The organism is Pseudomonas sp. PDM18, assembly GCF_014852585.1.
GTDB lineage: Bacteria > Pseudomonadota > Gammaproteobacteria > Pseudomonadales > Pseudomonadaceae > Pseudomonas.
The window spans coordinates 99,153-122,339 of record NZ_JACVBX010000008.1 but is presented as its reverse complement, the minus strand read 5'-3'; the positions used below and the strand labels follow the sequence as shown (position 1 = coordinate 122,339).

Annotated in this window: 19 protein-coding genes; 11 read left to right on the top strand and 8 right to left on the bottom strand. The window is 66.4% G+C overall.

Annotation, left to right across the window (positions count from 1 at the left end; all coding sequences use genetic code 11):
• Positions 1–67: 67 nt before the first annotated feature.
• Complete coding sequence (locus IB274_RS17405; protein WP_192433180.1) at positions 68–460, top strand: RNA-binding S4 domain-containing protein; 393 nt, start codon at positions 68–70, stop codon at positions 458–460.
• Between the two features lie 44 nt (positions 461–504).
• Here the strand turns inward: IB274_RS17405 and IB274_RS17400 are convergent, their stop codons facing one another.
• Positions 505–1,305, bottom strand: coding sequence for a phosphatase PAP2 family protein (locus IB274_RS17400; RefSeq protein WP_192433178.1), 801 nt, complete (start codon positions 1,303–1,305; stop codon positions 505–507).
• A gap of 118 nt (positions 1,306–1,423) precedes the next feature.
• Between IB274_RS17400 and hslO the strand changes: the two genes are divergently transcribed.
• From hslO to IB274_RS17375, 5 genes are all read left to right on the top strand, one after another.
• Complete coding sequence (gene hslO, locus IB274_RS17395; RefSeq protein WP_192433176.1) at positions 1,424–2,317, top strand: Hsp33 family molecular chaperone HslO; 894 nt, start codon at positions 1,424–1,426, stop codon at positions 2,315–2,317.
• 168 nt (positions 2,318–2,485) lie between these two features.
• Positions 2,486–4,027: a phosphoenolpyruvate carboxykinase gene (locus tag IB274_RS17390; protein ID WP_192433174.1), complete on the top strand. Its 1,542-nt coding sequence runs from the start codon at positions 2,486–2,488 to the stop codon at positions 4,025–4,027.
• Positions 4,028–4,224: 197 nt separating this feature from the next.
• Positions 4,225–6,162 (top strand): ATP-dependent DNA helicase RecQ, encoded by a 1,938-nt coding sequence (locus tag IB274_RS17385; RefSeq protein ID WP_192433172.1) that lies wholly within the window; start codon positions 4,225–4,227, stop codon positions 6,160–6,162.
• Positions 6,163–6,278: 116 nt separating this feature from the next.
• Positions 6,279–7,778 carry a flavin-containing monooxygenase gene (locus tag IB274_RS17380; protein ID WP_192433170.1) on the top strand — a complete coding sequence of 500 codons (1,500 nt, stop codon included), beginning with the start codon at positions 6,279–6,281 and terminating at the stop codon, positions 7,776–7,778.
• A 140-nt stretch (positions 7,779–7,918) separates the two neighbouring features.
• On the top strand, positions 7,919–8,521 hold the full coding sequence (locus IB274_RS17375) for a nitroreductase family protein (protein WP_192433168.1): 603 nt from the start codon (positions 7,919–7,921) through the stop codon (positions 8,519–8,521).
• 206 nt (positions 8,522–8,727) lie between these two features.
• On the opposite strand, the gene IB274_RS17370 is transcribed toward IB274_RS17375, so the two are convergent.
• Positions 8,728–9,627, bottom strand: coding sequence for a LysR family transcriptional regulator (locus IB274_RS17370; protein WP_192433166.1), 900 nt, complete (start codon positions 9,625–9,627; stop codon positions 8,728–8,730).
• Positions 9,628–9,731: 104 nt separating this feature from the next.
• Here IB274_RS17370 and IB274_RS17365 point away from each other — a divergent pair, with 104 nt between their 5' ends.
• Together IB274_RS17365 and IB274_RS17360 are read left to right on the top strand one after the other, a co-directional pair.
• Complete coding sequence (locus IB274_RS17365; RefSeq protein ID WP_192433164.1) at positions 9,732–10,967, top strand: 3-hydroxyacyl-CoA dehydrogenase; 1,236 nt, start codon at positions 9,732–9,734, stop codon at positions 10,965–10,967.
• 2 nt (positions 10,968–10,969) lie between these two features.
• The gene (locus IB274_RS17360; protein ID WP_192433162.1) at positions 10,970–12,760 is read left to right on the top strand and encodes an acyl-CoA dehydrogenase C-terminal domain-containing protein; all 1,791 of its coding nucleotides are present in this window, start codon (positions 10,970–10,972) and stop codon (positions 12,758–12,760) included.
• 67 nt (positions 12,761–12,827) lie between these two features.
• Here the strand turns inward: IB274_RS17360 and IB274_RS17355 are convergent, their stop codons facing one another.
• From IB274_RS17355 to IB274_RS17345, 3 genes are read right to left on the bottom strand one after another with little or no spacing between them, the layout of a single operon-like run.
• Positions 12,828–13,340 carry a dihydrofolate reductase gene (locus IB274_RS17355; protein ID WP_192433454.1) on the bottom strand — a complete coding sequence of 171 codons (513 nt, stop codon included), beginning with the start codon at positions 13,338–13,340 and terminating at the stop codon, positions 12,828–12,830.
• A 20-nt stretch (positions 13,341–13,360) separates the two neighbouring features.
• Entirely contained in the window at positions 13,361–14,428 is a 1,068-nt protein-coding gene (locus IB274_RS17350) for a hypothetical protein (protein ID WP_192433160.1), read from the bottom strand.
• Complete coding sequence (locus IB274_RS17345; protein WP_192433158.1) at positions 14,425–15,447, bottom strand: hypothetical protein; 1,023 nt, start codon at positions 15,445–15,447, stop codon at positions 14,425–14,427. The genes IB274_RS17350 and IB274_RS17345 overlap by 4 nt, the downstream gene beginning before the upstream one ends.
• Positions 15,448–15,626: 179 nt before the next feature.
• Here IB274_RS17345 and IB274_RS17340 point away from each other — a divergent pair, with 179 nt between their 5' ends.
• Positions 15,627–17,012: a DUF2868 domain-containing protein gene (locus IB274_RS17340; RefSeq protein WP_192433156.1), complete on the top strand. Its 1,386-nt coding sequence runs from the start codon at positions 15,627–15,629 to the stop codon at positions 17,010–17,012.
• Complete coding sequence (locus IB274_RS17335) at positions 17,005–18,378, top strand: GTPase/DUF3482 domain-containing protein (protein ID WP_192433154.1); 1,374 nt, start codon at positions 17,005–17,007, stop codon at positions 18,376–18,378. Before IB274_RS17340 ends, IB274_RS17335 begins: the two co-directional genes overlap by 8 nt.
• 168 nt (positions 18,379–18,546) lie before the next feature.
• On the opposite strand, the gene IB274_RS17330 is transcribed toward IB274_RS17335, so the two are convergent.
• Both IB274_RS17330 and IB274_RS17325 read right to left on the bottom strand, forming a co-directional pair.
• Positions 18,547–19,014, bottom strand: a complete 468-nt coding sequence (locus IB274_RS17330; protein WP_192433152.1) for a metallophosphoesterase family protein — start codon at positions 19,012–19,014, stop codon at positions 18,547–18,549.
• A 48-nt stretch (positions 19,015–19,062) separates the two neighbouring features.
• Complete coding sequence (locus tag IB274_RS17325) at positions 19,063–20,454, bottom strand: uracil-xanthine permease family protein (RefSeq protein WP_192433150.1); 1,392 nt, start codon at positions 20,452–20,454, stop codon at positions 19,063–19,065.
• A gap of 270 nt (positions 20,455–20,724) precedes the next feature.
• Between IB274_RS17325 and IB274_RS17320 the strand changes: the two genes are divergently transcribed.
• Positions 20,725–21,177, top strand: coding sequence for a pilin (locus tag IB274_RS17320; protein WP_192433148.1), 453 nt, complete (start codon positions 20,725–20,727; stop codon positions 21,175–21,177).
• Positions 21,178–21,234: 57 nt separating this feature from the next.
• Here the strand turns inward: IB274_RS17320 and ilvD are convergent, their stop codons facing one another.
• Complete coding sequence (ilvD, locus tag IB274_RS17315; protein ID WP_192433146.1) at positions 21,235–23,073, bottom strand: dihydroxy-acid dehydratase; 1,839 nt, start codon at positions 23,071–23,073, stop codon at positions 21,235–21,237.
• Positions 23,074–23,187: the final 114 nt, after the last annotated feature.

Genomic DNA, 23,187 nt, shown 5'->3' with positions numbered 1-23,187 from the left:
CAGGCCGCTTGTGCCCCGCCAGCGGGGCGCGGGGTACACTCTCAGACCCGCATGACGAGGTTGTGAAGTGAGCGAAAAAGACGACGACAAGGTCCGCCTGGACAAGTGGCTGTGGGCGGCGCGCTTCTACAAGACCCGCTCCCTGGCCAAGGAAGCCATCGACGGTGGCAAGGTGCATTGCCGGGGCGAGCGCTGCAAGCCGGGCAAGGAGCCGAAGGTCGGCGAGGAGTATGTGATCCGCACCGGCTTCGACGAGCGCACCGTGGTGGTGAAGGCGTTGTCCATGGTGCGCCGTGGCGCGCCCGAAGCGCAGTTGCTCTATGAAGAGACCGCTGACAGCCTGAAACGCCGCGAGGACGCTTCGGCAATGCGCAAGGCCGGAGCGCTGGGCGTGCAGACCGACGGGCGGCCGACCAAGAAGCAGCGCCGCCAGTTGTTCAGCTTCCGCGATCAGGAATGATCGACCGGAGAGGGCGACGGGCCCTCGCCGGGATCAGGTAGCCGTCAGGCCGTGATGACGCTCAAGCGGTTGACCAGTGGAATCCTCGCGGCCAGGCGGAACAGCGGGTCGGTCCAGCGAACCAGGGCGGCGCTGCCCTTGGCGGCGAAGGGAGTGAAGCAGCTCCAGGCCAGGGCCACCAGCGCCATCTGCACGCCGCCGATGTAGTCGTCCTGGCCCCAATGCGCGCCGGCCACCAGGCGCGGCAGCATGAACAGCAGCGCCAGGCCCCAGATCACCATCCACTGCAGGGCGTTGCGGGCGAACAGGGTGAGGAACAGCGCCCAGATCAGCAGCACCGAGGCGTGGTCGCCGGGGAAGCTGCGGGCGGATTCGTCCTTCACCTCGAAGGGCGTGTCTTCCCATTGCGGGAAGAAGTGTTCCAGGCGTACGGCATCCGGCGCGATGCTGGAAATGCTCGCGTGCTGCCAGCCCAGCTTGTGGGCGACCTTGGCGTAGAGGATGCGCACGACCACCAGCACGACGGCTGCGCATAAAAAGCCGAAGGTCGCCGCGCGGACCTGCGTGGCCTTGAAGATCCAGTCGCCACGGATCATCAGCAGCAGCAGGATCACCCCCACCAGCAGGTCGAACGGCCGGGTGCTCGCCACGGCCCAGGTCAGGCGCCAGGCTTCGTTGGTCGCCAGCGGCTGGTTGAGCAGGCTGAACAGGCTGAAATCGAACAGGTCCATCGCGCTGCGAGCGGGCTCCCAGATCCACAGCAGGAGCAGGGCTGCCGCCAGCAGGTGGCAGGCGATGAAGGGCTTCCAGGACCAGGTGGCTTGGAACGGCGTGGTTTTGTCCATAAAATCGATACCCCCTTACGGAACCCCCCGAACATGGGTGGGTGCTGCAAAGCGCGCTTTATAGGCCTTTGCCATCAACTTGTCATTTATTTGTGCCTATCGCAGCGTTGTGCCAAGCATGTCCCAGATCGATCAAAGTCAGCGTTTCCTGTTCGACAACACCGATGTCCGTGGTGAGCTGGTAGAGCTCGACCGCAGCTTCGCCGAAGTGCTGGCCAAGCACCCCTACCCGCAGCCGGTCGCCCAGTTGCTGGGAGAAATGCTAGCCGCCGCCGCGCTGCTGTGCGGCACCCTCAAGTTCGACGGCCTGCTGGTGCTGCAGGCACGCTCCAACGGCGCTGTACCGCTGTTGATGGTGGAATGCTCCAGCAACCGCGAAGTGCGTGGCCTGGCCCGCTACGACGCGGACGCCATCGGCGATACCGCCGGCCTGCCCGAGCTGATGCCAGAGGGCGTACTGACCCTTACCGTCGATCCGAAGAACGGCAAGCGCTACCAGGGCATCGTGCCGCTGGAAGGTGTAACCCTGGCCGATTGCCTCTCGACCTACTTCGCGACCTCCGAGCAACTGCCGACTCGATTCTGGCTGAACGCCGACAGCCGTCGCGCCCGTGGCCTGCTGCTGCAGCAGTTGCCGGCTGACCGTCAGCGCGACGCCGAGTCGCGGGAAGCCAGCTGGCAGCACGTCAGCACCCTGGCCGACACTCTCACCGCCGAGGAGCTGCTGGGCCTGGACAACGCCACCGTGCTGCATCGCCTGTACCACGAGGACGACGTGCGCCTGTTCGACCCGCAGCCGCTGGTGTTCCGCTGCAGTTGCTCGCGGGAACGCTCGGCCAACGCACTGGTCAGTCTTGGTCTGGAGGATGCGCAGCGTCTGCTGGCCGAAGAGGATGGCGAGATCGTCATCGACTGCCAGTTCTGCAACCAGCGCTACCAGTTCGACGGTTCGGACGTGGCCCAGCTGTTCTCGGGCGGCGGAAGCCAGACACCGTCAGAAACCCGCCATTGACCGCATCGACTTGTCCGATAGCCGAACCAATGGCGCTCTTGCCAGATCAGAGGCTGCACGAGAACAGTTCTTTTCTGGCATAATCCCGCGACTTTTTTCCGCGGTAGTGGGAATCAGAAGTCACTACGCAATGTTTGGAGGACTCGGCTTCGGCCGACGGGGACCCACATGACGCAAGCCAATAAAGCCGTTTACACCGATATCAGCGTTGCCCAACTGGTGGAAGAAGCCATTCGCCGCGGCGAAGGCGAACTCGCCGACAACGGCTCGCTCGTGGTGAAAACCGGCCACCGCACCGGCCGCTCGCCTGCCGACCGTTTCATCGTCGAAGAGCCGGGCAGCAAGGATTCCATCGCATGGGGCGCCATCAACCGTCCGTTCCCGGCCGACAAGTTCGATGCCCTGTGGGACCGTGTCCAGGCCTTCAATGACGCCCAGGACCATTTCGTTTCCCACGTCCATGTAGGTTCGGCCCACGACCACTACCTGGCCGTGAAGATGACCACCGCTACTGCCTGGCAGAACCTGTTCGGCCGTGCGCTGTTCATCGAGCCCGAGCAGTACAACCCGGCCGGCCGCGAAGAGTGGCAGGTCCTCAACGTCGCCAACTTCGAGTGCGTGCCCGAGCGTGATGGCACCAACTCCGATGGCTGCGTGATCCTCAACTTCGCCCAGAAGAAAGTGCTGATCGCCGGCATGCGCTATGCCGGTGAAATGAAGAAGGCCATGTTCGGCGTGCAGAACTACCTGCTGCCGGAAAAAGACGTGCTGCCGATGCACTGCGCCGCCAACATCGGCGAAGAAGGCGACGTAACCCTGTTCTTCGGTCTGTCGGGCACCGGCAAGACCACCCTGTCCGCCGACGAAAGCCGCTACCTGATCGGCGACGACGAGCACGGCTGGGGCGAAGGCGTTGTCTTCAACATCGAAGGCGGTTGCTATGCCAAGTGCATCGACCTGTCCGAGAAGAACGAGCCGGTCATCTGGAAAGCCATCAAGTTCGGCGCCGTGCTGGAAAACGTCGTCCTCGACGAAAACCGCACTCCGGACTACGCCGATGACAGCCTGACCCAGAACTCCCGCGCGGCCTACCCGCTGGAAAACGTCGAGAAGCGTTCCGAGCAGAACCTCGGCGGCGAACCGAACGCCGTGATCTTCCTGACCTGCGACCTGACTGGCGTTTTGCCGCCGGTGTCGATCCTGAACAACGAGCAGGCGGCTTACCACTTCCTGTCCGGCTACACCGCGCTGGTCGGTTCCACCGAAATGGGTTCTGGCGGCGGCATCAAGTCGACCTTCTCCACCTGCTTCGGCGCACCGTTCTTCCCGCGCCCGGCTGGCGTCTACGCCGAGCTGCTGATCAAGCGCATCAAGGCCTTCGGTTCCAAGGTCTACCTGGTCAACACCGGCTGGACCGGCGGTGGCTACGGCGTCGGCAAGCGCTTCAACATCCCGACCACCCGTGGCGTGATCGCCGCCATCCAGAGCGGTGCTCTGATCGGTGCCGAGACCGAGCATCTGGACATCATCAACCTGGACGTGCCCAAGGCCGTTCCGGGCGTCGACACCGTCCTGCTCAACCCGCGCAACACCTGGGAAGACAAGGCCGCCTATGACGAAGCCGCCAAGGGCCTGGCCAGCAAGTTCATCGACAACTTCCAGAAGTTCGACGTGAGCGACGCCATCAAGAACGCCGGCCCGCAGCTGTAAGCGAGCCCGTGCTTCAAAAGAGCCGCCTTCGGGCGGCTTTTTCATTGGTGCCTGGGAACGGTCCTGCTCCGAGGTGCTCTTCGTAGGAGCGAGCTTGCTCGCGAACCGGAGTTGGGCTGTTCGCGAGCAAGCTCGCTCCTACAATGGTCGCTCCTAGGCTCACGGGATCGTCCATGACAGGCAACGGAGTTATCCCCATGCACGACACCCTCGAACGCATCTTCGGCTTCCGCCAGTTCCGCCCCGGCCAGGAGGCAGCGGTCAGCGCGGTGCTGGCCGGGCGCTCGGCGGCGGCGATCTTCCCGACGGGCTCGGGCAAGTCGCTGTGCTACCAGCTGCCGGCGCTGCTGCTGCCGCACCTGACCCTGGTGGTCTCGCCACTGCTGGCGCTGATGCAGGACCAGCTCGCCTTCCTCGCCCGCCACGGCATCGCCGCCGCCAGCATCGACTCCGCGCAGAGCCGCGAGCAGACCGCGCAAACCATGGCCCGCGCGCGCAGCGGCGAGCTGAAGGTGCTGATGATCTCGGTGGAACGGCTGAAGAACGAGCGCTTCCGTAACTTCATCGGCGAGGTGCCGATTTCCCTGTTGGTGGTGGACGAGGCGCACTGCATTTCCGAATGGGGCCACAACTTCCGCCCCGACTACCTGAAGCTGCCGGACTACCAGAAGCAGTTCCGCATTCCCCAGGTGCTGCTGCTCACCGCCACGGCGACGCCAGCGGTAATCGCCGACATGCGCAGCAAGTTCGCCATCGCCGAAGCCGACGTGGTCACCACCGGCTTCTACCGCGCCAATCTCGACCTGCAGGTGGAGCCGGTGGCCAGTTCCGCCCGCCGCACACGGCTGGTGCAGTGGTTGGGCGAGCGCACCGGGCAGCCGGCCATCGTCTACGTCACCCAGCAGAAGACCGCCGAGGAAGTCGCCGCGCACCTGGCCGAGCGTGGCATTCCCGCCTGCGCCTACCACGCCGGGATGGAACACCCGGAGCGCGAGGGCATCCAGCGCCGCTTCATGGAAGGCCGGTTGAACTGTATCGTCGCGACCATTGCCTTCGGCATGGGCATCGACAAGAGCAACATCCGCCAGGTGGTGCACTACGACCTGCCCAAGTCGCTGGAGAACTACAGCCAGGAGATCGGCCGCGCCGGGCGTGACGGCCAGCGTTCGGAGTGCCTGGTGCTGGCCAACCGCGACAGCCTCAACGTGCTGGAGAATTTCGTCTACGGCGACACGCCTGAGCGCGAGGGCATTCGCACCGTGCTGGAAGAGATTCGCCAGGCGGCTGGAGATCAGGGGGGTGGTCAGTGGGAAACCATGCTGGTGCCGCTGTCGGACCAGTCCAATATCCGTCAGCTGCCGTTGAAGACGCTGCTGGTGCAGCTGGAGCTGCGCGGCATCATCGCCCCGCGTTTCGCCTATTTCGCCGAATATCGCTACAAGCTGCTGATAGATGCCGCTGAGCTTCTGAATCATTTCCAGGGCGAGCGGCGGCAGTTCGTCGACGCCATCCTCACCACTTCGGCCCGCGCTCGCACCTGGGCGACCCTGGATTTCGACACCCTCTACAGCCGCCACGGCGCCGAACGCGCGCGGGTGGTGAAGGCGCTGGACTACTTCCAGGAGCGCGGCTGGGCCGAGCTGGAGAGCAAGCAGATGACCGAGGTCTACTCGGTGCGCGATGCGTCCTTCTCTGTAGATAACCTGAGCGAGGAGCTGCACCGCTACTTCAAGCGCCACGAGGAAAGCGAGATCGCCCGTATCGGCGCCATGCTCGAGCTGCTGGGCAGCTCGGAGTGCCTGAGCTGGCGCCTGGCCCAGTACTTCGGCGACCAGCAGGCGCCGCGCCAGTGCGGGCACTGCTCGGTCTGCGCCGGCCGCGTCGCCCGGTTGCCGGAACCGCCCGCATTGCCGCCGCTGGACGGCCAGTCGCTCCACAGTCGCTGCGCCGCCTTCCTGGAGAAATACCGCAGCGCCCGGGGCATGGAGCCCAGCGCCGACTGCGTGACGCGTTTCCTCTGCGGCATCAGCGTGCCCACCTTCACCCGCATGCGCGCGCGCACGCTGCCGGGCTACGCGACGCTGGAAGACTACCCCTACGCCCAGGTCCGTGACTGGGTGCAAGGGCAGCTGTAACCGCATCGGCGCCACGCACGACTAAAGGTCGGCGTGGCGCCAGCGGGGCTCCTTGTAGGGTGTCGGGACGCATTCCCGCCTAGACTCTCAGGGCGCGGCAACAAGGAGCCCCTAACATGTCCACCGAGCATCTGGATGTACTGATCATCGGCGCCGGCCTGTCCGGCATCGGCGCAGCCTGTCACCTGCAGAAGCAGTGCCCTGGCAAGTCCTACGCCATCCTTGAGGGCCGCGCGGCCATGGGCGGCACCTGGGACCTGTTCCGCTATCCGGGCATCCGCTCCGACTCGGACATGTACACCCTGGGCTACAACTTCAAGCCCTGGACCGACCCCAAGGCCATCGCCGACGGCCCGTCGATCCTCAACTACATCCGCGAGACCGCCCGCGAGTACCGCGTCGAGGACAAGGTCCGCTACCACCACCGCGTGCTCAAGGCCGACTGGGACAGCGCCAGCGCGCGCTGGAACCTGCTTGTGCAGCGCGGTGATGAGGAACAACCGGTGCGCATGAGCGCGCAGTTCCTCTTCATGTGCACTGGCTACTACCGCTACGACGCTGGCTACACCCCGGACTTCGCCGGGCGCGAGAGCTTCACCGGGCAGGTCATCCACCCGCAGCTGTGGCCGGAAAACTTCGACTACAGCGGCAAGCGCATCGTGGTGATCGGCAGCGGCGCCACCGCCGTCACGCTGATCCCCTCGCTGACCGACAAGGCTGCCCATGTCACCATGCTGCAGCGCTCGCCGTCCTACGTGATCACCCTGCCGGCGAAGGACCCGATCTCCAACTTCCTGCGCAACTTCCTGCCGGAGAAGTGGGTGTACCGCCAGGCGCGGGCGCGCAACGTGACCATGCAGATGATCTTCTTCATGGCTTCCAAGGCGTTCCCCGGCGCGGTGCGCAAGCTCATGCTCAAGCTGGCCAACCTGCAGTTGGGCAAGGATTTCGACATGCGCCACTTCAGCCCGCGCTACAAGCCGTGGGACGAGCGCGTGTGCTGCGTGCCGGACGGCGACCTGTTCAAGGCGCTGCGCCAGGGCCGCGCTTCCGTAGTCACCGACCATATCGAGCGTTTCACCGAGAAGGGCATCCTGCTCAAGTCCGGGCAGGTGTTGGAGGCGGATGTGATCGTCACCGCCACCGGGCTGGACCTGGTGATGTTCGGTGGCGCGGAGCTGGCCATCGACGGCAAGCCGTTCGACGTCACCCAGAGCATGGGCTACCGCGGCATCATGCTGCGCGATCTGCCCAACCTCGCCGCTATCGTCGGCTACACCAACGCCAGCTGGACGCTCAAGGCCGACCTTTCCAGCGAGTACTTCTGTCGCCTGATCAACCACCTCGATGCCATCGGCATGCGCCAGTGCACGCCGCGCCAGACCGATGGATCGGTGAAGGAAGAACCGTTCCTCAACCTCAACTCCGGCTACATCCAGCGCGCCGCCGACCGCATGCCCAAGCAGGGCGACCGCACGCCGTGGAAGCTCTACCAGAACTACGCGCTGGACCTGGCCCTGCTGCGCTTCGGCAAGGTCGAGGACGGTTATCTGAGCTTCACCTCGCCCAAGCAGCGCCAGGCCGCGGCGGTACCGGTGGAAGCGCTGGAGAGCTGATCGCCACGACGGCGCCGAGGTTGTGGGCGCCGTTCCATCGACGCTCTGGATAGACATTATCGATACGTCGCTCTGCAACGGAGCGGCCTCTGGGCTTACCATGCGCGCCATTCCCGCCCATGCCAGCCAGAGGATTTCCCATGCTGATCGAAGACGCCATCCGCAGCCGCCGTTCCATTCGTGGTTTCGACACTTCCTATGTGATGAGCCGCGAGGAGAAGGACGACCTGCTGCAACAGGCGCTGCTCGCCCCCACCTCGTTCAACCTGCAGCACGTGCGCTTGGTGGAAGTCAGCGACCCGCAGCTGCGCGCGCAGATTCGTGAAGCCGGCTGGAACCAGGTACAGATGACCGACGCCTCGATGCTGGTGATCGTCTGCGCGCAGGTCGACAGCTGGGAGAAGAACGCCGAGCGCGTGTGGGACGGCGCCCCGGCCGAAGTGAAGAACTACATGGTCGGCGCCATCGACGGCTACTACCGCGACAAGCCGCAGACCCAGCGCGACGAAGCCATGCGCAGCAGCGGCCTGGTGGCCCAGACGCTGATGCTCGCCGCCCGTGGCCGTGGCCTGGACAGCGTGCCGATGGTCGGTTTCGACTTCGACGCGGTGGCCAAGCTGATCAACCTGCCGGCCAACCATGCCATCGGCCTGATGATCGCCGTGGGCAAGCAGGCGGTGGAAGCCAAGCCGCGCATCGGTCGCCTGCCGCTGGAAGAGACGATCGTTCGCGATCGATTCTGATCCCGATGAAACGCGCCTTCGGGCGCGTTTCTGCTTTGTAGGAGCGAGCTTGCTCGCGAACAGACGTCACCCGATACACCGACGTTGGGTGGGTTCGCGAGCAAGCTCGCTCCTACAGGTTTGGCCCATCGATGGTATTCCCTTGTGGAGCGGGCCATGCCCGCGATCGCGTGCATTGCGCGCTCCTACACGTTATCCGGCGAAAATCACTCCGGCGCAGACTCCACAATCCGCTCCACCAACCACTGCAACGCCGTATCCCGCTCTCGCTGGGCGAGATAGACCAGCTCCAAGTGAAACTGCCCCACGTCGAACGGCAGCTCCAGCACCTGTAGCGGCAGCAACCCCGCGAAGTATGCCGCCAGCCGCGTTGGCAGCACCGTCAGCAGGTCCGTGGTCGCCACCAGATGCGCCGCCTGCAGGTAGTTGGGCGTAGTGTAGGCGACCTGCCGTTTCAGCCCCTGGCTGGCCAGCCACTGATCGACCATGCCTTTGGTCTGCCCGCCGGACACCCACAGGTGCCGCTGGCCGAGGAAGGTCGGCAGATCGATCCCGCCATCGACCTGCGGATGCCCGCGCCGGGCCAGCAGGCGCAGCGTTTCACTCGCCCACGGGCGGCGCTGGAAGCGCGCCGGCAGCTCCTCGAAGCGCCCCAGCACCAGGTCCAGGTTGCCCTTGTCCAGCGCCTCGGCGGGCAGCGTCGGCGTCAGGTGCTGGATGCTCAGGCCCATGCCTGGCGCCGCACTGCCCAGACTTTCGAGCAGGTGCGGCATGCACAGCGCTTCCACATAGTCGGTCAGCGCCAAGGTGAAGCGCTGGCGACTGCGCGCCGGGTCGAAAGTGTCGCCGCCGGCCAGGCTCTGGCCGATGCGCTGCAGGGCATCGCGGATCGGCGCTTCCAGCTCCAGCGCCCGAGGCGTCGGCTGCATCGCCCGGCCGACGCGCACCAGCAGCGGATCATCGAGCAGTTCGCGCAGGCGGTTCAGCGCGTTGCTCACCGCCGGCTGGCTCAGCGACAGGCGTTCCGCCGCCCGTGAGACGTTGCGCTCGCGCAGCAGCGCATCCAGCACCCGCAGCAGGTTGAGGTCGAAGGTGGTCATATTCACTGGCTGAATTCCACTTATCACAACTCAAAATTTCAAAAATAGTACCGCCTTCCCTAAGGTGAGTGGTCTTCAAACGAGCGTTTCAGGCTGACAAGAGGAACAACATGAGCCAGAACATCCGCATCGCCAGCGCCGCCGTTATCGGTGCCGGCACCATGGGCCGGGGCATTGCCATGTGCCTGGCGAACGCCGGCGTGCAGGTCCTGTGGCTGGACAACAACCCGCAGATGCTCACCCAGGCCCTCGGCGCCGTGGCCGACACCTACGCCCACAACGTGCGCCAGGGCCGCATCGACGAGGCCGAAGCCGCCCGTCGCCGCGCGCGCATCTCCCAGGCGGCGAACTACGCGGCGATCCGCGAGGTGGACCTGGTGATCGAGGCGGTGTACGAGAACCTGGAGCTCAAGCAGTCGATCTTCCGCGAACTGGATGCGGCGCTGAAGCCCTCGGCCATCCTGGCTTCCAACACTTCCTACCTGGACGTCGACGCCATCGCCGCGGTGACTTCGCGGCCGTCCCAAGTGCTCGGCCTGCACTTCTTCAGCCCGGCGCACATCATGAAGCTGCTGGAGATCGTGCGTGGTGCCAAGACCGCTCCCGCCGTGCTCGAAGCGGCCCTGGAGCTGGGCGAGCGCATGGGCAAGGTCAGCGTGGTCGCCGGCAACTGCCATGGCTTCATCGGCAACCGCATGCTGGAGAAGTATGTCCAGGAGTCGCGCCGGCTGATCCTCGAAGGCTCGCTACCGCATCAGGTCGACGCGGCGATCCAGGGTTTCGGCTTCGCCATGGGGCCGTTCCGCATGTTCGACGTGGTCGGCATCGACCTCGAATGGCGCGCCCGCGAGCTGGCGGGCAAGGGCCAGGACGCACCGACCGTGCAGGTGGACAACCGCCTGTGCGAGATGGGCCGCTTCGGCCAGAAGTCCGGCAACGGCTTCTACCACTACGAGCCGGGCAGCCGCCAGGCCGAGCACGATCCGGAAGTGGACGCGCTGGTAGTGCGTGAGTCCGAGCGCCTGGGCTACGCCCGCCGCGACGTTGGCGCCGAGGAAATCCTCGAGCGCTGCCTGCTGGCGCTGGTCAACGAAGGCGCGAAGATCCTCGACGAAGGCATCGCCTCCACCAGCGCCGACATCGACACCGTTTACCTCAATGGTTATGGCTTCCCCAGGGACAAGTCCGGCCCAATGGCCTGGGCCGATGCCCAGGGCCCGCAGAGCGTGCTGGCGCGCCTGCGTGACCTGGCCGGCGAACACGGCGCGCAATGGCAGCCTGCCGCGCTGATCGAGCGCCTGGCCGCCGCCAATGGCCGCTTCGCCGACGTGAAACAGGAGCACTGAACATGAGTTACCAGGCACCCCTGCGCGACATGCGCTTCGTCCTCCACGAGCTGTTCGATGTCAGCGCCCACTGCGAGCTGCTCGGCAACGGCCTCGACCGCGAGCTGATCGACGGCGTGCTGGAAGAAGGCGCGCGCTACACCGGCGAAGTGGTCGCCCCGCTGAACCGCAACAGCGACGAGCAGGGCGCGACCCTGCTTAATGGCGAAGTCACCACCCCGGACGGCTTCCGCGAGGCCTACCGGCAGTACTGCGACAACGGCTGGGCAAGCATGACCGGGCCGACCGACTTCGGCGGCCAGGGCTTCCCGCAGATGGTCGCAGCCAGCTTCCACGAGATGCTGATGGCCGCCTCGCTTTCCTTCCGCGTCTATTCCGGCCTCACCGAGGGTGCGGTGCTGGCGCTGTACAAACACGGTGCGCCGGAGCTGCAGCGAGACTACCTGGCGAAGATGGTCAGCGGCGTGTGGAGCGGCACCATGTGCCTCACCGAGCCCCAGGCCGGCACCGACCTGGCCCTGCTGCGCACCCGCGCCGAACCGCAGGCGGACGGTAGCTACAGCGTCAGCGGCAGCAAGATATTCATCAGCGGCGGCGAGCAGGACCTTTCCGAGAACATCGTCCACCTGGTGCTGGCGCGCCTGCCGGATGCGCCGGCCGGGGTGAAGGGCATCAGTCTGTTCCTGGTGCCCAAGTTCATCGCCAGCGCCGACGGAACACCGGGCGCGCGCAACTCCCTGAGTTGCGGCGCCATCGAGCACAAGATGGGCATCAAGGGCGCGTCCACCTGCGTGATGAACTTCGACGGGGCCACCGGCTGGCTGATCGGCCAGGCCAACCAGGGCCTGGCGTGCATGTTCACCATGATGAACGACGCGCGCTTCCAGGTCGGCCTGCAGGGCCTGGGCATCGCCGAGCGTTCCTGCCAGGGTGCGCTGGCCTATGCTCGCGAGCGCCTGCAATCGCGCGCGCTGACCGGTGCGGCCGAGCCGTCCAAGGCCGCCGACCCGATCATCGTCCACCCGGACGTGCGCCGCATGCTGCTGACCCAGAAGTCCCTCACCGAGGGCTGCCGGATGATTTCCGCGCTCTGCGCCCGCGAACTGGACCTGGAGCACGGCCACCCTGAGGCGGACGGCCGCAAGGCGGCGAGCAAGCGCGCGGCGCTGCTGATTCCCATCGTGAAGTCGTTCTTCACCGACGTTGGCCAGGAGGTTTCCAGCCTCGGCGTGCAGGTCTACGGCGGCCACGGCTACATCCGCGAATGGGGCATGGAACAGCTGATGCGCGACAGCCGCATCACCCAGATCTACGAAGGCACCAATGGCATCCAGGCGCTCGACCTGATCCGCCGCAAGCTGCTGGGCGATGGCGGCGCGGAACTGAACGCGCTGATCGGCGAACTGGCGGCGGTCTGCGAAACCGTTGGCGCGCGCACTGAACTGGCAGGTCTCGCGGAAACCGTCCGGCAACGCCTGCTGGAATGGCGCAGCCTCACCAGCGAAGTGATCGCCGCCTGCCAGCGCGACCCGCAGGAAATCGGCGCCACCTCGGTGGACTTCCTGCAGTACTGCTCCTATGTGCTGCTCGGCGGCCTCTGGCTACAGGCGGCCGGCGTGGCGCAGGCGAAGCTGGCTGCCGGCGAGGGTGACGCGGACTTCTATCGCGCCAAGCTCGCCAGCGCCGAGTTCTACGTCAAACGCATCCTGCCGCGTGCCAGCATGCACCGCGAGGCCCTGCTGGGCGGCGCGGACTGCCTGATGGCGCTGGACGCGCAGCACTTCGCGTTCTGATACGGGAGTAAAGAAAAACGCCGCGCCGGGGAACCGGGGCGGCGTTTTTCGTTGTGCGGTTCGGGGCTCAGGCCCGCTCCCACACCTCGAACGCATAGGCCGGCGTCTCGCCTTCCGCGTCGTGCTCGATGCTCGACGCCAGGTGCCACTGGCTTTCGTTCACTTCGGGGAAATGTGCGTCGCCGGCCGGGCTCAGGCCGACGCGGGTCAGGTAGAGGCGCTCGGCACGGCTCAGGGCTTCACCGTAGAGTTGCGCGCCGCCGATCAGCATCAGCTCGTCGGCTTCCTCCTCCTTGGCCCACTGCTCGGCGCGCTCCAGGGCAGCGTCGAGGCTGGTGAAGACTTCCGCGCCTTCGAGCTTCAGGCCCGCCTGGCGGGTGACCACGATGTTCAGCCGGCCCGGCAGCGGGCGGCCGAGGGAGTCCCAGGTCTTGCGGCCCATGATCACCGGTTTGCCCAGGGTCATGGCCTTGAAGTGCTTGAGGTCCTGCGGTAGGTGCCAGGGCAGGCGGTTGTCGACGCCGATCACGCGGTTCTCGGCAAGGGCGGCGATCATCGCCAGGGGCAGTGCTTGGGTCATCTCGACTCCAGTGGTGAACATCAGCGGGAACTCCCGTTGCCAGAGGATACCAGCCGCTCGCCGTCGGCGGGGCCGGCGGGTGGCGGAACGCGCATGAAGAAGGTGCCGTCCTCGTTGACCTGGGTGATGCCGGTGGCCAGCACCTTGCGATAGTCCTTGAGGTTGAAGGCCAGCGTCTGGTCCGGGCGCTCGGCCTTGAGCAGCACCTGCGAGTAAGTGATGAGGATCTCGAAGATCTTCAGGTCGCCCGACTGCAGCCAGATATAGGACTGCCCGGCCTGGCGCGGCGGCTCGAAGGCCAGCGAGGCGGCGCCGTGCTTCGGCGCGAACTTCAGGTGCAGGCCCTGGGCGTCCAGCCAGGTGGATTCGACGCGGCCGTCGATGCCCACCAGCGGGAAGACCTGGTGGTAGTTCAGGTGCATCACGTTGTCCTGCAGCACCGCGCCGGGGCGCTCCAGGGTCACCAGCGAATCCAGGCGCAGGCCCACCAGACTCATGGCGCCGTAGCTGGGCACGCCGAGCACCTTCACGCTGTCGGGCTGGTAGTCGAGGTTGTCGCCATCGAGCTTCACCGTGCCGGATAGTCGCAGCGGCAGCCAAGGGCCGACGCCCAGCGGCTGCACTTCGCCGGAGACCAGCAGGCGGTCGCCTTCGATGCTCAGCTTGAAGTCGCGCAGCATGGTTTCCGGGTAGGCGAGGATGTGCTGGTTGAACAGGTTGCCGAGCTGTTCGGGGCTGAGGATCACCTCACCTTCGGAAACGTTGATGCGCATGTCCTGCGGGCGGTCGAAGTCGATCGGCTCACCGGCCTTGAGCGGCACCAGCCAGCCCTTGAGCTGCGGGCTGTGGAAGCCGATGTTGCCCTGGAAGTACATGTCCACGTTATTGAGCAGGATGCCCACGCCGTCCTGGCCGGAATCGCGCAGGCCGCCCGGCCGGCTGGCCTTGAAGTCCGGCGCTGGCGGCGTCTGCTGGAACCAGCCCTGGCGCAGCACGCCCAGTTCGCGCTGTTGCTTGTCGATGGCACTCTCGGCGACGGCCTGACCGGCCAGCGTGAGGCAAAGTAGGGAGGCAAGGAGGGGTCTCATAGGGCTTTCTCCTCCGGGGCCGGCGCCTTCACCGGCGACACCGCGATGTGCACCATGCCGTCTTCGCGCAGGCGGATTTCGCCGTACTGCAGCTGGCGGCGGTAGTCGTAGAGGTTGAACAGCAGCGGCGCGTCCGGGCTGAGGCTGGTGAACAGCGCGTAGGCCTTCACCAGGATGGTCCGAGCCATCTTGATGTCGCCGCCTTCGATGAACATGTAGCTCTGCGGCGCCTTGAGCTGCGGCCACTTCAGCTCGGCGAGGTCGCTGCCCAGCAGCAGATCCATGCCGCCATCGGCGAGCTTCAGGCTGCTCACGGTGAAGTCCAGGCGCGGTGGCGGGAACAGGCCGTCGAGGTCGACCAGGATACGGTTGCCGATCAGCTGCATGTGCGCGGTGTGCAGTTGCAGCACCTCGGACATCTCGATGGAGGCGGCGGTCAGCGACGGTGTGACGTCCACCCCGTCGACGAAGATTCGCTGTGGTACCAGCGCCACCTTCAGCGGCCCGGCCTGCTCGATCCCGGTGACCATCCGTAGCGGCCGCCAGCGGCCCTTGCGCAGCAGCTCGCCGTGGACTTCCTGGCCATCGGCGCGGGTGCTGAGTTTGAGGTTGCGCACTGGCGCGTTGGCGTTGCGCAGCTCTTCGTTGAGCAGGCTGGCGAGGGTGGCGTCGGCGACGAAGATGTCCCCGGCCTGGATGCGCGCGACCATGGACTTCGGATCATCCAGCATCAGCGGCGTGGCGCCTCCGGCCACCGGGCTCATCTGGATCAGCATCTTGCGGATGAAGAAGCCGATGTCGTCGTGCAGGCGGAAGTCGGTGTGGCTGATCCACAGTTGCGAGGTGTTGCTGTCGGACTGCCGGGCGCTGACGTGCGCGTCCAGCACGCGCGGCGGCACGGCCTGCATCAGCGGGGTGTCCGGGCCCCAATTGGAGGGGCGCACCGGCGGTGTTTCCACGGCGGCCGCGGTGGCGGCGGCCAGCAGCAGGGGCAAGGCACTGAGCATCGAGCGCAGCATGGCGAGGCCTCATTCTTGTTTTTATAGGAGCAGCTTTGTGTGATGAGTCTGAGGCTGGCCGGGCATGGCGAGAGCCCCTCCTTGGTTTGGTTGACGCCACTGGGTGTTACCGGCGGTGCCGGGACGCGGCGGCGAGCAGCGGTTATCCTTGGTGCCGAGTACCGACTGTCGGAGACCCCGTGAGCGAAACCCCCGCTTCCGCCCTCGAATCCCTGTGGCTGTGCGAGGCCGTGCGCCTGCGCGAAGAGCAGGTCGGCCCGCTGGAAGACAGCGAAGCCAACCGTCGCGCCATCGTCAGTGGCGGCGACCTCGCCCGCCGCCTGCAACACCGTGCGCTGCTGCTCGCCGAGCGTGACGGCCAGCGCGCCGCCCTGCGCACCTGGGTGCAGGGCTCACGCCTGGCGCTTTATCTCTTGCTGGCGCTGGCGCTGTTCACCGGCGGCGGCCTGGCCTTCGCCGCCCTCGGCGACGGCCTGCGCCCGGTCAACGTGTTCTGGGCCCTGGCCAGTTTGCTCGGCCTGCACCTGATTACCCTGATCGGCTGGACCCTGGCCTTCTTCGCTGGCGGCGAGGCTGGCGGTGCGCTCGGCCGCCTGTGGTTGTGGCTGAGCGGCAAGTTCGCCCGCGACGCCCATGCTGCGCAATTGGCGCCCGCGCTGCTGGTGCTGCTGGACCGGCAGAAGCTCACTCGCTGGGCGCTCGGCCTGCTGGTCCACGGTCTCTGGCTCGTCGCCCTGGCCAGCGCGCTGGGCGTGATGCTGGCGCTGCTGGCGACGCGGCGCTACGGCTTCGTCTGGGAGACCACCATCCTCGGCGGCGATACCTTCATCGCCCTGACCCACGGCCTCGGCGCGCTGCCGTCGCTGCTCGGCTTCCCGCAGCCGGACGCCGAACTGGTGCGCGCCAGCGGCGATGCCCTGGTGGCCAGCGAGAACGCGCGCCATGCCTGGGCCGGCTGGCTGGTGGGCATCCTGCTGGTGTACGGCGTGCTGCTGCGCGGCGCGCTCTGGCTGCTCTGCCTGTGGCGCTGGAAGCGCGGACGTGCGCAGTTGGCGCTGGATGTCTCGCTGCCCGGCTACGCCCTGCTGCGCGAGCGTTTGATGCCGGCCAGCGAGCGCCTCGGCGTCAGCGATGCCGCGCCGGACGAACTGATTGAGCCGCAGGCGCAGGCCCCGTCGACCACCGCCGATGGCGCCGTGCTGTTGTCCATCGAACTGCTGGACCGGCCCAACTGGCCGCCGAAGCTGGCGGAAGGCATCGCCAACGCCGGCGACCTCGACGACGGCGCCCAGCGCCGCCGCCTGCTGGAGCAACTTACCCGCTACCCGCCGGCGCGCCTGGTGATCGCCTGCGACCCGCGCCGCTCGCCGGATCGCGGCACCCTGGCGCTGATCGCCGAACTCTCGCGCTGCGCCGCCGCCACCCGCGTCTGGCTGCTGCAGGCGCCGGTCGGCGAAGCGCTGGACGCCGAGCGCCTGGGCGACTGGCACGCCGGCATCGAGCGCCTGCAACTGCCGCACACCTCGGCATCGCCCCTGGGCTGGCTGGAGACCGGGCATGACTGATGCGCTGAAACTGGCCGTGGTCGGCCACACCAACGTCGGCAAGACCTCCCTGCTGCGTACCCTGACCCGCGACGTGGGCTTCGGCGAGGTCTCCCACCGGCCTAGTACCACGCGGCATGTGGAGGGCGCGCGGTTGTCGGTGGACGGCGAACCGCTGCTGGAGCTGTACGACACGCCGGGCCTGGAGGACGCCATCGCCCTGCGCGACTTCCTCGATGGCCTGGAGCGCCCCGGCGAGCGCCTGGACGGCCCGGAGAAGCTGCGTCGCTTCCTCGAGGGCAGTGAAGCCCGTGGCCGCTTCGAGCAGGAGGCCAAGGTGCTGCGCCAGTTGCTCGCTTCCGACGCCGGCCTCTACGTGATCGACGCCCGCGAACCGGTGCTGGCCAAGTACCGCGACGAGCTGGCAGTGCTCGCCGCCTGCGCACGACCGTTGCTGCCGGTACTCAACTTTGTCGCCAGCCCACAGCACCGCGAGGAGCAGTGGCGCGAGGCGCTGTCCCGTCTCGGTCTGCATGCGCTGGTGCGTTTCGATAGCGTGGCGCCGCCGCTGGATGGTGAGCGCCGCCTGTACGAAAGCCTGGCGCTGCTGCTGGAGCGTGCGCGCCCGCAGCTGGATCGACTGGTCGCAGATCACGAGGCCCAGGCCGTCGCCCGCCGCGAGGCCGGGGCGCGGCTGATCGCCGAGCTGCTGGTGGATGTCGCCGCTTGCCGCCAACTGGTGCCCGCTGGCGACAGTGCTGTTCGAGCAGCCACCGAGACGCTGCGCAATCAGGTGCGCAAGCGCGAAGATACCTGCGTGAAGGCGCTGCTCAGCCTCTACGCCTTCCGCAAGGACGACGCCCGCGCCGCCGACCTGCCGTTGCTGGACGGGCGCTGGGGCGATGACCTGTTCAACCCGGAAACTCTCCGCCAACTGGGCATTCGCCTCGGTGGCGGCGTTGCGGCTGGCGCGGCAGCGGGGGCGGGGATCGATCTACTGGTCGGCGGCCTGACCCTTGGCGCAGCCACCGCCCTGGGCGCCATCGCCGGCGGCGCCTGGCAGACAGTCGGCCACTACGGCCAACGCCTGCTGGGCAAGCTCAAGGGCAGTCGCGAGCTGTCGGTGGACGACAGCGTGCTGCGCCTGCTGGCGCTGCGTCAGCGGCAACTGCTGGCGGCCCTGCAGACGCGCGGGCATGCGGCGGTAGAAGCGATCCAGGTGCAATCGCCCGAAGACAAGCAGTGGCGCGAGGGGAAGTTGCCCGAGGCGTTGCGCAAGGCGCGGGCACATCCGGAGTGGTCCGCCCTCAATGGCCGCCGGCGCGGCGAGAAGAGCGAGCGGCAGGAGGCGGTGGCGCAGTTGGCCACTCATCTGCTGGAACCCTAACTACGGTGCAGGAGCGGTTCGCGAGCAAGCTTGCTCCTACAAGGTGCGTCCGGAGCAATTTCGTAGGGCGAATAACGCGTCAGCGTTATCCGCCGGATGCTGGCCGGCGGATAACCTGTTCCAGGTTATGCGCCCTACGGATTCAAAAGGGCTCGCTCGCGAACGCTCTTAGGCGAGCGTGACCATCTCCACCAGCGGCTGCCCGTCGCGTATTTCCAGAATCGCCAACGCAATCGGCAGCTTGAACCGGCGCGGTCCAGCGCTGCCCGGATTCAGGTACAGCACCCCATTGCGCACCTCATTCAGCGGTTTGTGGGAATGCCCCGCCAGCACCACGTCGATGCCTTCGACCGCGGGATCGATGGCCAACTGCTTGAGGTCATGGATCAGGTAGAGCCGCAATCCGCCCAGTTCCAGCAGCAGCGTTTCCGGCAGCGCGGCGGCCCAGTCGTCGGTGTCGTTGTTGCCGCGCACCACGTCCAGCGGCGCCAGTTCGCGCAGCTGATCCAGCAGTGTGGCGGGGCCGATATCGCCCAGGTGCAGGATGCGCTCGCAGCCTTGCAGCGCCGCCAGCGCTTCGGGGCGCAGCAGACCGTGGGTGTCGGCGATGACGCCGATGCGCAGGGTAGTGGTCATTCGGGGAGCATAAACGACGACGCCACCCGAAGGTGGCGTCGTGCCGATTCAGCCGTTGTGCGAGGCCTTCGCAGCGTCGGACTCGGGCAGGAACCAGTTGAGCAGCAGGGCACAGATGCCGCCGGTGGCGACGCCGGATTCCAGCACGTTGCGGATCGCGTGGGGCATGTGCGCGAGGAACTCCGGCACTTGCGAGATGCCCAGGCCCAGCGCCAGGCTGACGGCGATGATCAGCAGCGCGCGGCGGTCCAGGTGGGTGCCGGCGAGGATGTTGATGCCGGAAGCGGCGACCGCGCCGAACATCACCATCACCGCGCCGCCAAGCACCGGCTCGGGAACGGCCTGGATCACCCCGGCGACGCTGGGGAACAGGCCCAGCACGATCAGCATCGCGGCGATCCACAGGCCGACGTGGCGGCTGGCGACGCCGGTCAACTGGATCACGCCGTTGTTCTGCGCGAACACCGAGCTGGGGAAGGTGTTGAACAGGCCGGCCAGCAGAGAGTTGGCACCGTTCACCAGCACGCCGCCCTTGATGCGCTGCATCCACAGCGGGCCCTCGACGGGCTGCCTGGAGATCTTGCTGGTGGCGGTGACGTCACCGATGGCTTCCAGCGAGGTCACCAGGTAGATCACCAGCATCGGGATGAACAGGCTCCAGGAGAAGCCCAGGCCGAAGTGCAGCGGCACCGGGACCTGGAAGGCCGGCGCCTCATGCATGCCGGTGAAGTCCAGGCGGCCCAGATAGCCGGCCAGCGCGTAGCCCACGGCGAGGGCGATGACGATGGCGCCGCTGCGCATCCACACCACCGGGATGCGATTGAGGATGACGATGATCGCCAGCACCAGGCCCGACAGCATCAGGTTCTCGCCGTTGGCGAAGGTGCCGTTGCCCATGGCGGAGAAGCCGCCACCCATGCTGATCAGGCCGACCTTGATCAGGGTCAGGCCGATCATCAGCACCACGATGCCGGTGACCAGCGGGGTGATCAGGCGCTTCACGAAGGGCAGGATGCGCGACACGCCCATCTCCACGAAGGAGCCGGCCATGACCACGCCGAAGATGGCCGCCATCACCGCTTCCACCGGGGTGCCGTTCTTCACCATCAGCGCACCGCCGGCGATCAGCGGGCCGACGAAGTTGAAGCTGGTGCCCTGGACGATCAGCAGGCCCGCGCCGAACGGCCCGAAGCGCTTGCACTGGACGAAGGTGGCGATGCCGGAGATCACCAGCGACATCGACACGATCAGGTTGGTGTCGCGCGGCGACACGCCCAGCGCCTGGCAGATCAGCAGGCCGGGGGTGACGATGGGCACGATGATCGCCAGCAGGTGCTGCAGCGCGGCAAGCCACGCGATGGGCAGGGCGGGGCGGTCTTCCAGGCCGTAGACCAGGTCGGGCTGGTCCTTGGCGGCGGACGGATTCTCGAGGGAGCTCATGGGCGGCGGTCCGGGAAAAAAGAGCGCGATTTTACTGGGCCAGGGCGGGATCGCACAGTGGTATGAGGCAAGTCGGGATGAATAGGGAAGCCTGAGTTCCTACGGCGTCTCTGTACGGCGGCACCCCGGAGACTTTCGGTCTGGAGGATAACTGCCGAATTTTCAACAAGGTGCGCGGACGCGTCTGAGTGTTTGCGCCGGCTGGCGCGGCTTCACTGGGAGGCATCCGGGGCCATTCGGGTTTCCGGCTCAACCCAGAGGGATACGCAGATGCGCAAACAACAGGGCTTCACCCTGATCGAGCTGATGATCGTGGTGGCGATCATCGGGATTCTGGCTTCGGTATCGATCCCGATCTACTCCGATTATTCCTCCCGCAGCAAAGCCAGTGCTGCGATCGCCGAAATGGCCGGTATCAAGACTGCGGTTGGCATGTGCATGGTCGAGGCGGGGGCAATCTCGGAGTGCAAAAATGGCGCCTATGGAATTCCGGATACGTTTGAAACTTCGAATGTGCCATCTGGTTACTCGGTGAAAGCGGGAAAAATTGAAGCTACAACCAGTGCTACCGACTCTAGTGGTACGCCGCTGATGCTTGCGTTGGAATCCACGAAAGATAGCGGTTCCAGCATGGTAATTTGGAAGCTATCGGGCACCATCTGTGACGCCGACCGTGGCATCAGGCCTGGCACTGGTGGCTGTGTGGTGGCGACCAAGCCCTGATACTCAAGATGAAAAAAGCCCGGCATTCGCCGGGCTTTTTTCATGACACCGCCAGACTCAACCGTCCAGCAGCGCCTTGTCGCGCACTGCGCCCTTGTCGGCGCTGGTGGCCAGCAGGGCGTAGGCCTTCAGCGCGGTGCTCACCTTGCGTGCGCGGGGTTGAGCCGGCTTCCAGCCTTTCTTGTCCTGCTCGGCGCGGCGGGCGGCCAGTTCTTCATCACTCACCAGCAGGTTGATGCTGCGGTTGGGGATGTCGATCAGCACCTTGTCGCCGTCCTGCACCAGGCCGATGGCGCCGCCAGCGGCAGCTTCCGGCGAGGCGTGGCCAATGGACAGGCCCGAGGTGCCGCCGGAGAAACGGCCGTCGGTGAGCAGCGCGCACTCCTTGCCCAGTCCTTTGGATTTCAGGTAGCTGGTCGGGTACAGCATTTCCTGCATGCCCGGGCCGCCCTTCGGGCCTTCGTAGCGGATGATCACGATGTCGCCCGGCTTCACTTCGTCGGCGAGGATGCCCTTCACGGCGCCGTCCTGGCTTTCGAAGATCTTCGCGCGACCTTCGAACACGTGGATGGATTCGTCCACGCCGGCGGTCTTCACCACGCAGCCGTCGAGGGCGATGTTGCCGTACAGCACGGCCAGGCCGCCTTCCTGGGAGTAGGCGTGCTCGACGCTGCGGATGCAGCCTTCGGCGCGGTCGGCGTCGAGGGTGTCCCAGCGGGTGCTCTGGCTGAAGGCGACCTGGGTCGGGATGCCGGCGGGGCCGGCCTTGAAGAAGGTGTGGACCTTCTCGTCCTGGGTCTGGGTGATGTCCCACTCGGCGATGGCGTCGGCCATGCTCGGGCTGTGCACGGTCGGCACATCGGTGTGCAGCAGGCCGCCACGGGCCAGCTCGCCGAGGATGGAGAAGATGCCACCGGCACGGTGCACGTCTTCCATGTGGTACTTCTGGATGTTCGGCGCGACCTTGCACAGCTGCGGCACCTTGCGCGACAGGCGATCGATGTCGCGCAGGTCGAAGGCGATCTCCGCCTCCTGGGCGGCGGCCAGCAGGTGCAGGATGGTGTTGGTCGAACCGCCCATGGCGATGTCCAGGGTCATGGCGTTCTCGAACGCCTTGAAGCTGGCGACATTGCGCGGCAGCACGGATTCATCGCCTTCGCCGTAGTAGCGCTGGCAGAGCTCGACGGCCAGGCGGCCGGCGCGCAGGAACAGCTGCTCGCGGTCGGAGTGGGTAGCAAGGGTAGAACCATTGCCCGGCAGCGACAGGCCCAGGGCTTCGGTCAGGCAGTTCATCGAGTTGGCGGTGAACATGCCGGAGCAGGAGCCGCAGGTCGGGCAGGCGCTGCGCTCGTACTCGGCGACCTTTTCGTCGGAGCAGGAGTCGTCGGCGGCGACGACCATGGCGTCCACCAGGTCGAGGCCGTGATTAGCCAGCTTGGTCTTGCCGGCTTCCATCGGACCGCCGGAGACGAATACCACCGGGATGTTCAGGCGCAGGGCGGCCATCAGCATGCCGGGGGTGATCTTGTCGCAGTTTGAGATGCAGACGATGGCGTCGGCGCAGTGGGCGTTGACCATGTATTCCACGGAGTCGGCGATGATCTCGCGCGACGGCAGGGAATAGAGCATGCCGTCATGGCCCATGGCGATGCCGTCGTCTACGGCAATGGTGTTGAATTCCTTGGCCACGCCGCCGTGTTTTTCGATCTCGCGGGCTACCAACTGGCCCAGGTCCTTCAGATGCACGTGGCCGGGCACGAACTGGGTGAAGGAGTTGGCGATGGCGATGATCGGCTTCTTGAAGTCTTCGTCCTTCATCCCGGTGGCGCGCCAGAGAGCACGGGCGCCGGCCATGTTGCGGCCGTGGGTGGAGGTTTTCGAGCGGTAATCGGGCATGACAGGTTCCTGCGCATCAGGTCACGGTGGGAGTCGATCCGGGTCTTGAAGTGCGGCGGCGTACAGCGGGTAGGGCTGGCCGGCGAGACCTTGAGCAGACTCTAAGTCGTATCG